Origin of the sequence: Bacillus cereus group sp. MYBK195-1 (assembly GCF_051916605.1) — a bacterium.
GTDB classification, from domain to species: Bacteria; Bacillota; Bacilli; order Bacillales; family Bacillaceae_G; genus Bacillus_A; species Bacillus_A cereus.
Genome location: NZ_JBQAGZ010000001.1, coordinates 16,317 through 32,750 on the forward strand (window position 1 = coordinate 16,317; position 16,434 = coordinate 32,750).

Consider the following 16,434-nt stretch of genomic DNA (forward strand, 5'->3'; position numbering starts at 1 on the left):
CGTCCACCTTCCTACAATTCAGTTTCTTTACATAGTATGAGCGTTGCGAGTAGGAATTATGAGCTGAAATTGGTATATGAAAAAGGAGCCGCATTAGCAGCTCCTTTTAAAGGAAATATCCAAGTAATAATCCCATTCCCATTAGGAAACCGAAGATTGTATTTGTTTTTGCTGTTGCAATCATCGCAGGTACCATTTCCATTGGAATGCTTTTGCCGATAAAGCCTTTCGTCGCTTTAAATGCTTTCGGTGCACTTAAAAATACGATAAGCATCCATGGTGATACGATGCCCACGATAATTAAAGCAATTGTCCAAATGTAGGAAACGATGAACATCGAAGCAAGTACACCAACCGCTCTTTCACGTCCAACGAGAATTGCTAACGTTTTACGACCGTTTTCTTTATCGCCATCTAAGTCACGAATATTATTAGCTAGTAAAATGGCACCAATTAAAATGGAGCTTGGAATAGATAGTAAAATGACTTCTGATGTTACAGTTCCAGTTTGAATAAAGAATGAAATTCCAATAATGATAACACCCATAAATAATCCGGCTGTTAACTCTCCAAATGGTGTATAGGCAATGGGAAGTGGGCCACCCGTGTAAAGGTAAGCAACGGCCATACAAACAAGACCGATTGCAGCAAGCCACCAGCTAGAATTCATACAAATATAAACACCTAATAGTATTGCGATGCCGAAAAATCCAAATGCTAAGTTAAGCACTGTTTTTGGCTGAATGCCATCGCGAACGATAGCGCCGCCGATACCAACTGAACCTTCGTGATCGAGTCCTCTTTTATAATCAAAGTATTCATTAAACATGTTTGTTGCTGCCTGAATGAGAAGACAAGCAAGAAGCATTATAAGGAAAAGAGGGAGATGTATTTGATTTATACCTCCGACCTGCATTGCATAGGCTGTTCCGATGAAAACAGGAACGAAAGCTGCTGTTAATGTATGGGGACGTAGTAAACTCCACCAAATGCGCCAGCCTGTTTGCTTGCTTGGTTTTGGCGCCGTAGGAGAGGAATTCGTTTCGACGTTCATTTCCATGTTGAATCCTCCTTTGGTCACATATTGTACACAACTAAGTGTAGAAAAAGCATCATTTAGTGTCAACGTTTATTTTCTAGGAAGAGAAGGTGAATTTCTCAGAAATGCTAAACGTTGACAGGCCTTTCGTTTGAGGTGTATCTTAAAATCAAGCGTAATTATGACTATTTTTCGCCCATAGGGGGGAGACAATTGTGATTCAAACGAAACAAAAAGGCTTGCAAGAAGTTCTTAGTGCAGCCATTAAGCATGCAACTGATGAAAAAATATTGGTTAGTTTTGTAAAACAAATAGACTGGATGGATCCGCTTCTGTTTTATGCAGCAGGAAAAAGGATTGCATTGGAAAATAGATGTTATTTTGCAGATCCAGCTCAGCATGTAATATTTGCTGGAATTGGCTCTGTTTTCACTATAGCAAATTCTTCTCACAAACGCTTTCAAGCGGCTCGTGACGAGTGGGATAAAGTAAAAGAGAAAGCATTTGTACAAAGAGAAAAATATGAATTTGGAACAGGTCCTCTTTTATTTGGTGGATTTTCATTTGACCAAGAAAAAGAGAAAACGGACTTATGGAAAGAATTCGATGATACGACATTTTCACTACCAGCATTTTTATTAACTGTAAAAAATGAAAAAGCATGGTTAACAATGAATACATTCGTTTCAGCAACAGATTGTGCAGAAACTCTTTATAACGAAATTGTTTCTTTAGAAGAGAAAATTTTTGGGGAGAGTAAATGTGCATTAGAAGGATCGAAATTAACAGTTACTTCTAAAGTGGAAGTAGATCCAAAAAGCTGGATGAATGCCATTGAGAAAGTGCAAGATGAGATGAAGCAGGGGAACGTGCAGAAGGTTGTATTAGCGAGGGAGCTAAAAGTAGAAATGGATCATCATATTGATTCTGCTCTCGTTTTAGAAGCACTTCGCATTGGGCAACCGGATTGTTACGTATTTTCTTTTGATTATAAAGGAGCATGCTTCTTAGGAGCGACGCCAGAGAGGTTAATTCGCAAAGAAGATGAGAAGTTTACTTCGATGTGTCTTGCTGGTTCAACTGGTCATGGTCAATCTATAGAAGAAAGTAAGCGAAATAGTAATGCGCTTCTTCATGATGAAAAGAATTTAGCTGAACACGGTTATGTTGTAAACATGATTCGAGGAGTATTAAATGAGCACTGCGAATCTGTTAATATTCCGGAAAGTCCGGGCTTATTAACAACGAAAAACTTAATTCATTTATATACGCCTGTAGAGGCAAAGGGCGATGCGAGTCTTTTAACAATGGTAGAAGAATTACATCCAACACCAGCTCTTGGCGGGACACCTCGTTTGGAAGCGATGAAACTGATTCGTGATGTTGAATTGTTAGACAGAGGATTATATGGCGCACCGATTGGCTGGATAGATGATGAAGGAAATGGTGAGTTTGCGGTTGCACTCCGCTGCGGGTTATTAAATGGCGAGAAAGCATCATTATTTGCTGGTTGCGGGATTGTAATTGATTCTGTACCGCAACTTGAATATGAAGAAACAAGTTTGAAGTTTAGACCGATGCTTGGTGCTTTGGAGGAATTAATGAAATGAACAATCATATAGAAGCATTATCATATTATTTAGGCGCGTTCGTGGATGAACTGACGCGTCTAAATGTATGTGATGTTGTCATTAGTCCAGGCTCACGGTCAACGCCGATTGCTCTACTAATGGAACAACATGAAGGAATGAACACTTATTTACATGTAGATGAAAGATCTGCAGGATTTTTTGCGCTCGGTATTGCGAAAGCAAAAAAACGCCCAGTAGCATTATTATGTACGTCAGGAACAGCAGCAGCGAACTATTATCCAGCTGTATGTGAAGCTTTTCATTCAAGGGTCCCGCTTATCGTCTTAACAGCGGATAGACCGCATGAATTAAGAGATGTGGGTGCACCACAAGCAATGAATCAATTTAATTTATACGGTACTTTTGTGAAACAATTTACAGAGATGGCACTGCCAGAAGCAAGTGAGGCGATGTATCATTACGCTCGTATGACGACGCAGCGTATAGTAGCAAATGCTTGTTTAGCGCCGCAGGGTCCTGTTCATCTTAATTTTCCAGTTCGCGAGCCGCTTATCCCTGATTTCTCACTAGAAAGCTTATGGGATAAAGGACGTAGTGAATATACAGGAGTAGTTCAGCAAGGAAACGCGGTGATGCCGAGTGAATATGTAGATTCTCTTGTAGGGCGCCTTTCACATATGGAAAAGGGGCTTATTATTTGTGGAGATGATAGTCATGCAGAAATTGCAATGTTTGCAACGCAATTAGCTGAGAAAACTGGCTATCCTATATTAGCAGACCCACTTTCTAATATTCGTAGCGGACACCACGATAAAACGATGGTAATTGACTGTTACGATACATTTTTACGAAATGAACAGTTAAAAGAAACATGGAAACCGGACGTTTTAATTCGCTTTGGTGGTATGCCTATTTCTAAATCATTAACGCAGTTCATAAAAAAACAAACAAAAGCAGTTCATATCGTTGTCGATGAATCAGGACAATGGAGAGATCCAGCTCTTGTTGCGACAGAAGTTGTGCAAGCAAGTGACATTGAATTCTGCAAGGCATTAATAGAAAAAATGCCAGTTATGAAAAAGAATGATTGGTTCAGTATGTGGCAACATATAAACGAAAAAACGAAGGAAACGCTTCGTGAAATGGAAACATATGAAACTGCATTTGAAGGAAAGGTTATTACAGATATTGTGCGCGTATTACCAGAAGACGCAACGTTATTTGCGAGCAATAGTATGCCAATTCGTGATACAGACTCATTCTTCTTCACATCGGATAAAAATATCCATGTGATGGCAAATCGTGGTGTAAATGGTATTGATGGAATCATTTCGACAGCTCTAGGAGCGAGCGTTATTTGCGACCCACTTGTATTAGTGATTGGTGATTTATCATTTTATCACGATTTAAATGGACTGTTAGCAGCGAAATTACATGAATTAAACATAACAATTGTCGTTGTAAATAATGATGGCGGGGGTATTTTCTCATTCTTACCACAGTATGAGAAAAAGGAACATTTTGAATCATTATTTGGAACACCAATTGGACTTGATTATGAGCACGTTGTCAAAATGTACGGTGGTTCATTTAGCCGTGTAAACGGTTGGGAGCAATTCCGAGAAGAGGTACAAAAGGGAACAAGGGCGGAAGGTTTAAACGTTGTGGAAATTTGTACGAATCGTGATGAGAACTTAACATTGCACCGTACATTATGGACAAAAACGATGGACGTAATTACTACATCTTTACAAGGTGAATCAAAATGAAAGTAACGCTGCAAGGTGTATCGTATGAATATGAAGTAGTCGGAAGCGGGGAACCACTTCTACTTCTTCATGGTTTTACGGGAAGCATGGAAACGTGGCGTTCTTTTATCTCTTCATGGAGTGAGCAGTTTCAAGTTATTGGAGTGGATCTTGTTGGACATGGAAAGACCGAGAGTCCTGAAGATGTTGCGCATTATGACATTCGAAATGTGGCATTGCAAATGAAAGAACTATTAGATTATCTTCATATTGAAAAAGCACATATACTTGGCTATTCAATGGGCGGTAGATTGGCGATTACGATGGCATGTCTATATCCAGATTATGTACATTCTCTTTTATTAGAAAATTGTACAGCTGGGCTCGAAAACGAAGCAGATAGAAAAGAACGTCGTGAAAAAGATGATCGACTTGCCGATAAAATTGAGCGAGAAGGCATAGAAAGTTTTGTATCGATGTGGGAAAATATTCCGCTTTTTGAAACGCAAAGACGTTTAGCAAAAAACGTACAAGAAGCGGTGCGAAAAGAACGACTTGCTAACAACCCAAAAGGGCTCGCAAATAGCTTGCGAGGCATGGGAACTGGGGCTCAGCCTTCATGGTGGGATGAGCTGAAAAACTTAAAAATACCTGTTCTTTTAATGAACGGAGAGCATGATGAAAAGTTCTTTCGCATATTAAAAAACATCGAAAAATGCGTCTCTGACGCGAAATTTGTCAAAATTGATGGTGCTGGCCATGCAATTCATGTGGAACAACCGGAAAAGTTTGATACAATAGTAAAGGGATTTCTAAAAACTATGCAGTGATGCTTTTTTCAGTTAAGAATGAAGTTACACTTATAGAGGAAATCAGAAATATACAAGGAGGTAGTTGTAATGGCTATTGAATGGATAAAAGAAGGCAATTACGAAGATATTATTTATTCAACATACAATGGTATCGCAAAAATTTCGATTAACCGTCCTGAAGTACATAACGCATTCCGTCCAAAAACGGTAATGGAGTTAATCGACGCTTTTGCACAAGCTCGTGATGATGCAAATGTTGGCGTTATCATTTTAACAGGTGAAGGTGGACGTGCATTCTGTTCGGGCGGCGACCAAAAAGTTCGTGGTCATGGTGGATATGTAGGTGACGACCAAATCCCACGTCTAAACGTATTAGACTTACAACGTCTAATTCGCGCAATTCCTAAACCAGTTATCGCAATGGTAGCAGGTTATGCAATCGGTGGAGGACACGTGCTTCATATCGTATGTGACTTAACAATCGCTGCAGACAACGCTGTATTCGGACAAACAGGTCCTAAAGTAGGAAGCTTTGACGGTGGATACGGAGCTGGTTACTTAGCTCGTATGGTAGGCCACAAGAAAGCTCGCGAAATTTGGTACCTATGCCGTCAATACAGTGCTGGGGAAGCGCTTGATATGGGCTTAGTAAACACAGTAGTACCATTAGAACAACTTGAAGCAGAAACAGTACAATGGGCACAAGAGATCTTAGCAAACAGCCCAATGGCACTTCGTTTCCTAAAAGCTGCATTCAACGCAGACACAGACGGTCTAGCTGGTATTCAACAATTAGCTGGAGATGCAACGTTATTGTACTACACAACTGACGAAGCAAAAGAAGGTCGCGACGCGTTCAAAGAAAAACGCAGTCCGGACTTCGGTCAATTCCCTCGTTTCCCTTGATCAAATCAAAAGCGGAAGCGGCTCGCTTAGAATGTGAGGGGGATGGAGCTTCTGACGTAGAGGCGTTTTTTGCCTCGTAGGAAGAAGTGAAGCCACCGAACATTCTAGCTGCTGTAGCTGGATGAAACCAAAAGCGGAGCCGACTGTTTAGCCTCGTTGGCAAAGGTTCTGAGACGGAAGCGGCTCGCCCACAAAGTGAGTCGCAACCAAATGATCAAACCGGAAACAAAACAACTAAGAGACTTGATGTCATATCAAGTCTCTTTCTTTCATGAAAGGAGAATGTATGATGGAAACTATGCCAAATTGGTTAATGCAACGTGCGTTTTTAACACCAGATCGAACTGCAATTGAAATAGAGGAAGAGAAAGTTACTTTTATGCAGCTGCATGAAACAGTAGTATCTGTTTGTGAACGTCTCACGCATGTTGGAGTGAAGCGAGGGCAAAAGGTGGCTGTTCTGATGAAAAATGGTATGGAGATGATTACAGTTATTCACGCCCTATCGTACGTAGGGGCAGTAGCTGTGCTTTTAAATACGCGTCTTTCAAGAGAAGAGCTACTTTGGCAAATGGATGATGCTGAAGTTATTTGTTTAGTGACCGATCAAGAATTTGATGCTAAAGATGTTCCTGTCTATTCATTCGCCGAAGTGATGAATGGACCAAAAGAGGAAGCCTCTATACAAGAAGAATTCTCTTTAGAAGAAGCGATGACGATTATTTATACGTCAGGGACGACAGGAAAACCGAAAGGTGTTATTTTAACGTACGGCAATCACTGGGCAAGCGCGGTTGGCTCTTCGCTTAATTTAGGACTTCGTGATGATGATTGCTGGTTAGCGTGTATGCCGATGTTCCATGTTGGCGGGTTATCTCTTCTAATGAAAAATATTATGTACGGCATGCGCATTTTACTCGTTCCGAAATATGATGCTGATTTTATTCATACAGCACTTCAAACGAGAGGCGTAACGATTATTTCAGTCGTATCAAAAATGTTAACTGATTTATTAGAGAGACTTGGAGAAGAAACATATCCATCTTCTTTACGATGTATGTTACTTGGCGGAGGACCAGCGCCGAAGCCGTTATTAGAAACGTGTGTAGATAAAGGAATTCCTGTGTATCAAACGTACGGTATGACAGAAACGTCTTCGCAAATTTGTACGTTGTCCGCAGATTACATGTTAACGAAAGTAGGATCAGCTGGAAAGCCACTATTTCAGTGCCAACTTCGTATTGAAAAAGATGGCGTAGTAGTGCCGCCACATGCGGAAGGTGAAATCGTAGTAAAAGGACCGAACGTAACAGGTGGTTACTTTAACCGTGAAGATGCGACGCGTGAGACTATTCAAAACGGATGGCTTCATACTGGCGACCTCGGTTATTTAGATGAAGAAGGATTTTTATACGTATTAGATCGCCGCAGTGATTTAATTATTTCTGGCGGAGAGAATATATATCCGGCTCAAATTGAAGAAGTGTTGCTGTCCCATCCAGCGATAGCGGAAGCTGGTGTTGTAGGTATGACTGATGATAAATGGGGACAAGTACCCGCTGCTTTTGTTGTGAAAAGCGGGGCGGTAACAGAAGAAGAAATTCTTCACTTTTGCGAGGAGAAATTAGCGAAATATAAAGTGCCGAAGAAAGCATGTTTCTTAGAGGAATTACCACGTAACGCTTCGAAAAAATTGTTAAGACGAGAGTTAAGAGAATTAGTGGAGGAGAAAGAAACAGTAAACAAAAACATAGACAAAAGTAGGCATATATAATAAAAAGTAATTATGAAACAATATAAACCAAAAGAATTTTCAGAAATGCTTAATGTCTCTGTTAAGACATTGCAAAGGTGGGACAATCAAGGTGTTTTAACTGCTTACCGAAACCAAAAAGGAAGATGATACTATACAGAAGAACAGTATAAGGAATATATGGGTATTCAAGAAGAAAATAAAGTAGGCAAAGTAGTTATTTACACAAGAGTATCAAATCCAGGTCAGAAAGATGATTTAGAAAATCAGGTTGAGTTTTTTAAAACATTCGCAAATGCACGAGGGATGATTGTAGATGAAGTTATCAAAGATATTGGTAGCGGATTAAACTACAAAAGAAAACAGTGGAATAACCTGATTGACAGTTGTATGGAAAGAAATATTTCGACTATCATCATTGCACACAAAGATAGATTTGTACGTTTTGGATATGAGTGGTTTGAAAAGTTTCTTCGTAAAATGGGAGTGGAAATTATGATTGTTAACAATGAAAAACTATCTCCTCAAGAAGAACTTGTGCAGGATTTAACATCTATCATTCATGTATTTAGCGGTAGAATATATGGGTTGAGAAAATACAAAAAGAAAATGTCGGAGGATGAAGATTTATGAAAAGAGCATATTTAATAGAAATCAAACCGACAACTGAACAAGTTAGTAAAATCCGTCAAACTATTGGGGTGTGTCGATATGTATATAACCTGTATATCTCTAAAAATAAAGAGGCATATGAGTCGGATGGGAAATTTCTTAGTGGCTATGACTTTTCTAAATGGTTAAACAACATTCATACAAAAGAGTGTGACCAGTGGATTAAAGAAGTGTCGAGCAAAGCGGTAAAACAAGCGATTATGAATGGAGATAAAGCTTTTAAGCGATTTTTTAAAGGTTTATCTAAGTTTCCACGATATAAAAAAAAGAAGAAGCAAGATGTGAAGTGCTACTTTCCGAAAAACAACAAAACAGATTGGACAGTAGAAAGACATAGAGTAAAAGTCCCTACAATTGGTTGGATAAGGTTAAAAGAGTATGGATATATTTCAAAAAATACAACTGTAAAAAGTGGTACAGTATATCAAAGAGCAGGAAGATACTATGTGTCTATACTCTGTGAAGTGAAAGAGGTAAAACCAAATTCAATTCTCAATGCAGTAGGTATAGGAATTGATTTGGGAATTAAAGACTTCGCTGTACGTAGCGATGGAAAAACTCACAAAAATATAAATAAAACAGTACAAGTAAAAAAGATAGAAAAACGGTTAAAACGTGAACAACGCTCTTTATCACGCAAATTTGAAAATATAAGAAAGAGAGGTGAACAACCTGTTACTAATAAAAGAGCGAATATAAACAAAAATATTCTTAGGGTGCAACAGCTACATGCTAGGCTAGCAAATATTCGATTAGCGTATGTAAAGTCTATTGTAAATGATGTGGTGAAAACCAAGCCAATGTTTATTACAGTAGAAGATTTGAATGTGAAAGGTATGATGAAGAACAAACATCTATCTAAAGCTGTAGCGCAACAATGTTTTTATGCTTTTAAAACATGGTTATCAACGAAATGTAGGGAATATGGAATTGAACTACGGCAAGTGGACAGATTCTATCCATCTTCTAAAATATGTTCATGTTGCGGTCAAAAAAAGTCGGATTTAAAGCTGTCTGACCGAGTATATACATGTGATTGTGGAAATGTAATGGATAGAGATTTAAATGCATCTATCAACCTTTTACAAGCAAAAAAATATACAATACTAACGTAAATAGATTGTATATATGTACGGTGGGCTACATCGGAATTTACGCCTGTGGAGTGTCACAGCAAACTGTAGTAGCAAGTGATTAGCGAGGCAGGGCACGTAGAAGCAGGAATACTCTAAGAATATACATTTGTCTATATTTTTAGTAGCAGATGTAGGTGGAAATAAAAAAAGCGACACTTCATATAACAGAAATGCCACTCGTAATCCCGTTTGCTGCAAGCTACGGAACGTATGAGAAGCGTGAGAGCATCGTTATTAAATTAGAGGATACGGACGGATACATTGGATTTGGCGAAGTCGTCGCCTTCTCTGAACCGTGGTATACGGAAGAAACAGTGAAGACAGCATTGCATGTACTGCAAGATTTTTTATTACCTGATTTATTAAAGGCTGAAATTTCTCATCCGAATGAAGTGCCAAGTTTGTTCCAGCATATAAAAAGAAACCGAATGGCAAAAGCAGGAATAGAAGGAGCTGTTTGGGATTTATATGCGAAGCGACAAAAGAAGTCATTAGCGACATTACTAGGCGGGACTAGACCTGAAATTGAGGTCGGTGTTGTAATTGGTATCAATACAATTCCGGTTATGTTAAAACAAATCGAAAAGTACGCAGAAGAAGGGTACGAGCGTTTTAAAGTGAAAATAAAGCCAGAGCATGATTACGAATTATTGAAAGAGATTCGAAAAGAGTTTCCGCATATCCCGCTAATGGCAGATGCAAATTCAGCATATACATTAGGGGATACGGAGAGGCTGAAACGACTAGATGAATTCCAATTAATGATGATTGAACAACCGTTAGCCGATTATGATTTTCTTGATCACGCGGAGTTGCAAAAGAAAATTGAAACGCCGATTTGTTTAGATGAAAGTATTCATAGTTTAGAAGATGCACGCGTTGCGATTACCCTTGGTAGCTGCCAAATTGTGAACATTAAACCAGGGCGAGTGGGCGGATTAACAGAATCGGTTCAAATCCATAATTATTGCATGGAGCACAACATACCCGTTTGGTGCGGCGGTATGGTGGAGATGGGGATTTCAAGAGCACAAAATGTTGCGCTTGCCTCATTGCCGAACTTTACGATTCCAGGCGATATATCTGCTTCTAGCAGACATTGGGAGCAGGATATTATTTCGCCGGAAGTGACGCTTAAGGGCGGAAAAGTTATGGTGCCGCAAAGTGTTGAAGCTGAGTATGAAGTAGACCGCGGAAGGTTGGCGGAGATCACGAAACAGCGAATTGTTTTGGAGCGGTAGGTTGAGTCTTTCAAATAGCGGGCGAATTTCGTCGGTAATTGTCGGTAAGTCGATATAACTGAAAAATCGCTGATATAATTCGAGTTACGGTTGATATAATTGGAAAATCGCCGATATAATTCAAGTTGTGGTCGATATATTTGAAAAATCGCCGATATAAATTTCATTTACTAAGGTTACTCCCGCGAGTAACCTTTTCGTATTGTACAAATTGGATAGACTAGTTTACAATCGAGCGTATAAAGGGGGAGTAATATGAAGCGCATTTCAATTTTAATAGCGGATGATGAGGCAGAAATTGCCGATTTAATTGAGATACATTTAGAAAAAGAAGGTTACCACGTCGTGAAGGCAGCGGACGGGGAAGAGGCTGTTCATATTATTGAAACGCAGCCAATCGACTTAGTGGTTTTAGATATTATGATGCCGAAAATGGATGGGTATGAAGTGACGCGTCAAATTCGCGCGAAGCACCATATGCCAATCATTTTCTTAAGTGCGAAAACTTCGGACTTTGATAAGGTGACAGGTCTTGTATTAGGCGCAGATGATTATATGACGAAACCTTTTACACCGATTGAATTAGTTGCACGTGTAAATGCACAATTACGTAGGTTTCTTACATTAAATCAGCCGAAAGTAGCGGAGAATAAATCTGCTTTAGAGATAGGCGGAGTTATTATTGATCCTGAGCGAAGAACAGTGAACGTCTATGGAGAGCAAATTGAGTTAACACCGAAAGAGTTTGATATTTTATATTTATTAGCGAGCCATCCGAAGAAAGTGTATAATGTGGAAAATATTTTTCAGCAAGTATGGGCAGATGATTATTATGAAGGCGGAAATACAGTTATGGTACATATTCGTACGTTGCGGAAAAAGCTTGGGGAAGATAAAAGAAAGGATAAATTAATAAAAACAGTGTGGGGAGTAGGTTATACTTTCAATGGCTAATATGATGAAAAGTTTTCGATTTAAAATGATTGCCTTATTTGCGTTAAGTATGGTGCTTGCAGCAACTGTAACTTATATAATTTATAAAGGATTGCAGCTGTATTATAAAACGATGGTTCGCTACGAAGAGCCTTTAGCGCAATTTAGGTCAGTGGTAAGGGAATTTGGAGACATTAACTTCTTTTTAATTTTCTTTATTCCGTTATCTATTATCTTTTTCTTCTTTTTGACAAAACCATATTTAAAGTATTTTAGTGAGATTTCTAACGGGATTCATCATCTTGCGAACGGTAACTTTACGAATAAAGTTCAAGTTTCATCAAACGATGAGTTTGGAGATATCGCACGTGAAATAAATGTTGCGAGTGAAAAGTTAAAAGAAGCGGTGGAAAGAGGAGACTTTGCTGAAAGTAGTAAAGATCAGCTCGTTGTAAACTTAGCTCATGATTTAAGAACTCCATTAACATCCGTGTTAGGGTATTTAGATTTAATTCTTAAAGATGAGAATTTAACAAAAGAACAAATTAAACATTTCTCCACAATTGCATATACGAAATCGCAAAGGCTCGAAAGTTTAATTGATGAGTTATTTGAAATTACACGTATGAATTATGGCATGCTAAAGCTGGATAAAAAGCCGATTGATATAAGTGAACTACTTATACAGTTAGATGAGGAATTGTATCCTTTATTAGAGAAACATCATTTACAAGCTAGGTTGAATATTGATCCTCATTTGCCAATTAACGGTGATGGAAAATTGTTAGCTAGAGTATTTGAAAACTTGTTAACAAATGCCGTTCGATACGGATATGATGGGCAATTTGTTGATCTGAATGGGTATATCGATAATGAAGAAGTTGTCGTACAAGTTATAAATTATGGAGATAGTATTCCAGAAGAAGATTTACCGTATCTTTTTGATATGTTTTATACAGGTGATAAATCGAGAACTGAGAACCGTGGCGGGACAGGCCTTGGACTGTTTATTGCGAAAAATATTGTTGAGCAGCATAACGGTACAATTTCTGCTGAAAGTAATGTAGTTAGAACAATGTTTGAAGTGCGATTGCCAAAAGACGAGAACTTAACAATTTAATAAAAATTTAAACTTTACCCCACTTTTTATTTTAATAGTTTTTTCTATTCTATACGTAAGTTACGTTAAGGAGGAACTAGAAATGAAAAAGTGGGTATTTATTTCTTTTTTTATAGCATGCACAGTATGTGTAGGCTTTTATATATCACCGTTATTTCAAAAGGAAATCGATGTTAAAATTGTCGGAAAAGATGAGCTAGTAAAGGCGGCAAATACCGAGAGGAAAGAGATTACGAAGGAACAAATTTATAAGGGTGATTTATTATTAGTTAATAGGGATTATCCAGTAAAAAAAGATAGTATTAGGTCTGATATTATAAATGTAAATCATAATAGTGAATTAGTGAGAGGCTACGTAATATTTGATAGAAATCTTCGTTTATCAAAGTATGTTGTAAAAAAGTTTTTGAACGTTGTCGATGCGGCTGGAAAAGATGGCGTACAGCATTTCTTAATGAGTAGTGGGTATCGAGATTTTAAAGAACAAAGTAAATTATATAAAGAAATGGGATCTGATTACGCGCTTCCAGCAGGATATAGTGAACATAATTTAGGATTATCACTAGACGTTGGATCAACGCAAAAGAAGATGGAGAAAGCGCCTGAAGGAAAATGGATCGAAGAGAACGTATGGAAGCATGGCTTTGTATTACGTTATCCGAAAAATAAAAGTAACATTACTGGAATTCAATATGAGCCATGGCATATCCGTTATGTTGGCCTACCTCATAGCGCAATTATGCAAAAAAAGAATTTCACACTAGAGGAATATTTAGAGTTTTTAAAAGAGGAAAAAGAGATTTCAACTGAAGTAGAAGGTAAGAAATATACTGTTTCTTATTATAAAGTTTCTGAGAATATGAAAGTGAACGTTCCAGCAAACAAGCAGTATGAAATTTCCGGGAACAATATGGATGGGGTTATTGTGACGGTTCAGGAATAAAGAAAAAGGCTGTGCCATTTGGGACAGCTTTTTTTATATAAGAAAGGAATTGACGTTTCTTGTCGGTAAATCGATATTCCTTGTCGAATCGTTGATATATTATAAGTTATGATAGATATAATTGAAAAATCGTTGATATATTGTAAGTTATGATAGATATATTCAAAAAATCGTTGATATAATTTCCTATACTATTACCATTTTGGAGGAGCATCTTTTTATTCACTTTCAAACATTATAACGTTATATTTACTTCTCCCTTTTTTTGTGTTACGCTAAACGTGTGAAAGACATATAAAATGAAACTTTAATGTAAGCGTATTCTTATGGCTTCTTATAGAAAAGGGTGGAAGTACAATGACAGAACGATTCGTACTACGTAATGTAAAACGTGTGAACGGGGAAGAGATTGACATTGTAATTGAAAATAATAAAATCGCACAGGTGACGAAAGCTGGTGCTGGCGAAGGTGGAAAGGTTCTTGATTACTCAGGTACTTACGTATCGAGCGGCTGGATTGATTTACATGTTCATGCTTTTCCGGAGTTTGATCCGTATGGCGATGAGGTGGATGAAATTGGCGTTAAGCAAGGGGTAACGACAATTGTTGATGCGGGCAGCTGCGGAGCTGATCGTATTGCAGATTTAGTAAAAAGTAGGGAGCAGGCAAAAACGAATTTATTTGCCTTTTTAAATATTTCTCGCATCGGTTTGAAACGAATTGATGAATTATCCAATATGGAATGGATCGATAAAGAGAAAGTAATAGAAGCAGTAGAAAAGTATAAAGATGTAATCGTTGGGTTAAAGGCGAGAATGAGTAAAAGTGTCGTTTGTGACAGTGGAATTGAACCGCTTCATGTTGCACGCTCGTTATCTCGTGAAACATCATTGCCGATTATGGTACATATCGGTTCAGCACCTCCTCGCATAGAGGAAGTTGTACCTCTTTTAGAAAAAGATGATGTCATTACACATTACTTAAACGGGAAAGAAAATAATTTATTTGATGAAAAAGGAAAACCGCTACCTGTATTACTAGATGCAGTGAAGCGCGGTGTTCATTTAGATGTTGGTCACGGTAATGCTAGTTTTTCTTTTAAAGTAGCAGAAGCGGCGAAGCGTCACGATATCACCTTTAATACGATTAGTACAGATATTTACCGGAAGAATCGTATACACGGTCCCGTGTATAGTATGGCTCACGTTCTTTCGAAATTCCTTTACTTAGGTTATCCGCTAGAAGAAGTAATTGATGCGGTTACGAAACATGCGGCAGAGTGGCTGAAAAAACCAGAGCTTGGTCGTATTCAAGAAGGCGATATTGCAAACTTAACTTTATTTACGGTGAAAGATGAGAAGGTTACGTTAATTGATTCAGAAGGGGATCAGCGCATTGCTGAAAGAAGAATTGATACGAAAGGGGTTGTCATCAATGGGTCATTCATTGAATGCTAAGTACGGATTAAAAAGAGTAATTAATGCGAGCGGTAGAATGAGTATTTTAGGTGTATCCGCTCCGACAGATACAGTGATGGATGCGATGAAACATGGTGGACAAAATTATGTGGAAATTGCTGATTTAGTAGATAAAGCGGGAGACCATATTGCGAGAATTCTAGATTCAGAGGCAGCGGTCGTTGTGAATTCAGCATCGAGCGGAATTGCACTTTCTATCGCTGGTATCGTGACAGAAGGAAATCGCCGTAAAAGTGAAAGACTTCATCAAGAGGTCATCGCGAAAAACGAAGTGATTATGTTAAAAGGGCATAACGTTCAATACGGTGCTCCAGTCGAAACGATGATTTATTTAGGCGGCGGTAAACTTGTAGAAGTTGGCTACGCAAATGAAGGGAAAGCAGAGCATATTGAAGATGCAATTGGTGAGAATACAGCAGCGATTCTTTATGTGAAATCCCATCACGCCGTGCAAAAAAATATGATTTCTGTTGAAGAAGCATGGGAAGTTGCGCAGCGAAATAACGTACCACTTATCGTTGATGCGGCAGCTGAAGAAGATATTCAAAAATATGTGAAGTATGCAGACCTTGCCATTTATAGTGGTTCAAAGGCAATTGAAGGACCTACTTCTGGTATTGTTGGCGGGAAACGAAAATATATTGAGTGGCTGAAAGTGCAATTACATTGCATCGGAAGAAGTATGAAAGTTGGGAAAGAAACAACTTTCGGCTTACTTCAAGCGCTTGATGAGTACGGCGTAAAAGAAGATAAAAGTGAGCAAGAAAAAGAATTGCTACAAGTACTTATGCCGCTAAAAGAATTAAAAGGTGTAAATGTAACGATCGTTCAAGATGAAGCTGGAAGAGCAATCTTTAGAGCACGTATTCATATTAGCGAAAAAGAGTTAAATAAATCGGCAAAAGACGTTGTGACAGCATTACGCGAAGGGGAAATCGCAATCTATACACGTGATTACGGAGTAAGACAAGGATTCTTTGATATTGATCCACGTCCACTTCAAGGTGATGACATACATGTAATTGAAGAAAAATTGAGAGAAATTGTAGGGGGAAACTAA

Annotated in this window: 13 protein-coding genes and 1 pseudogene; 13 read left to right on the plus strand and 1 reads right to left on the minus strand. The window is 38.3% G+C overall.

The features are described 5' to 3' along the window. Positions 1 to 106 precede the first annotated feature (106 nt). A complete protein-coding gene (locus ACTFRY_RS00145; RefSeq protein WP_098616314.1) occupies positions 107 to 1,060 on the minus strand; it encodes a 1,4-dihydroxy-2-naphthoate polyprenyltransferase in 954 nt (317 codons plus the stop codon). Between the two features lie 194 nt (positions 1,061 to 1,254). On the opposite strand from ACTFRY_RS00145, the gene ACTFRY_RS00150 reads away from it, so the two are divergent. The 13 genes and pseudogenes from ACTFRY_RS00150 (at position 1,255) to ACTFRY_RS00210 (ending at position 16,434) form a co-directional block, all read left to right on the plus strand. Beyond that, positions 1,255 to 2,649, plus strand: coding sequence for an isochorismate synthase (locus ACTFRY_RS00150; protein WP_000616751.1), 1,395 nt, complete (start codon positions 1,255 to 1,257; stop codon positions 2,647 to 2,649). Further along, on the plus strand, positions 2,646 to 4,400 hold the full coding sequence (menD, locus tag ACTFRY_RS00155) for a 2-succinyl-5-enolpyruvyl-6-hydroxy-3-cyclohexene-1-carboxylic-acid synthase (protein WP_016118797.1): 1,755 nt from the start codon (positions 2,646 to 2,648) through the stop codon (positions 4,398 to 4,400). The genes ACTFRY_RS00150 and menD overlap by 4 nt, the downstream gene beginning before the upstream one ends. Next, a complete protein-coding gene (gene menH / locus ACTFRY_RS00160; protein WP_098616313.1) occupies positions 4,397 to 5,209 on the plus strand; it encodes a 2-succinyl-6-hydroxy-2,4-cyclohexadiene-1-carboxylate synthase in 813 nt (270 codons plus the stop codon). The genes menD and menH overlap by 4 nt, the downstream gene beginning before the upstream one ends. Before the next feature lie 69 nt (positions 5,210 to 5,278). Continuing rightward, complete coding sequence (gene menB, locus ACTFRY_RS00165) at positions 5,279 to 6,097, plus strand: 1,4-dihydroxy-2-naphthoyl-CoA synthase (protein ID WP_000963870.1); 819 nt, start codon at positions 5,279 to 5,281, stop codon at positions 6,095 to 6,097. 289 nt (positions 6,098 to 6,386) lie between these two features. Continuing rightward, positions 6,387 to 7,871, plus strand: coding sequence for an o-succinylbenzoate--CoA ligase (locus tag ACTFRY_RS00170; protein WP_000449593.1), 1,485 nt, complete (start codon positions 6,387 to 6,389; stop codon positions 7,869 to 7,871). A 12-nt stretch (positions 7,872 to 7,883) separates the two neighbouring features. Then, positions 7,884 to 8,483: pseudogene (locus tag ACTFRY_RS00175) on the plus strand (IS607 family transposase). Beyond that, entirely contained in the window at positions 8,480 to 9,637 is a 1,158-nt protein-coding gene (locus ACTFRY_RS00180) for an RNA-guided endonuclease InsQ/TnpB family protein (protein ID WP_000817282.1), read from the plus strand. The pseudogene ACTFRY_RS00175 and the gene ACTFRY_RS00180 overlap by 4 nt, the downstream one beginning before the upstream one ends. A gap of 155 nt (positions 9,638 to 9,792) precedes the next feature. After that, positions 9,793 to 10,899, plus strand: coding sequence for an o-succinylbenzoate synthase (menC, locus tag ACTFRY_RS00185; protein ID WP_044796388.1), 1,107 nt, complete (start codon positions 9,793 to 9,795; stop codon positions 10,897 to 10,899). 255 nt (positions 10,900 to 11,154) lie between these two features. Further along, positions 11,155 to 11,853 (plus strand): response regulator transcription factor, encoded by a 699-nt coding sequence (locus tag ACTFRY_RS00190; protein WP_000822512.1) that lies wholly within the window; start codon positions 11,155 to 11,157, stop codon positions 11,851 to 11,853. Continuing rightward, positions 11,846 to 12,952, plus strand: coding sequence for a HAMP domain-containing sensor histidine kinase (locus tag ACTFRY_RS00195; protein WP_000002609.1), 1,107 nt, complete (start codon positions 11,846 to 11,848; stop codon positions 12,950 to 12,952). The genes ACTFRY_RS00190 and ACTFRY_RS00195 overlap by 8 nt, the downstream gene beginning before the upstream one ends. Positions 12,953 to 13,034: 82 nt before the next feature. Then, positions 13,035 to 13,895, plus strand: coding sequence for a D-Ala-D-Ala carboxypeptidase VanY (locus tag ACTFRY_RS00200; protein ID WP_000759394.1), 861 nt, complete (start codon positions 13,035 to 13,037; stop codon positions 13,893 to 13,895). Between the two features lie 357 nt (positions 13,896 to 14,252). After that, entirely contained in the window at positions 14,253 to 15,353 is a 1,101-nt protein-coding gene (locus ACTFRY_RS00205; RefSeq protein WP_086392315.1) for an amidohydrolase/deacetylase family metallohydrolase, read from the plus strand. After that, entirely contained in the window at positions 15,331 to 16,434 is a 1,104-nt protein-coding gene (locus tag ACTFRY_RS00210; protein WP_061664539.1) for a DgaE family pyridoxal phosphate-dependent ammonia lyase, read from the plus strand. Before ACTFRY_RS00205 ends, ACTFRY_RS00210 begins: the two co-directional genes overlap by 23 nt.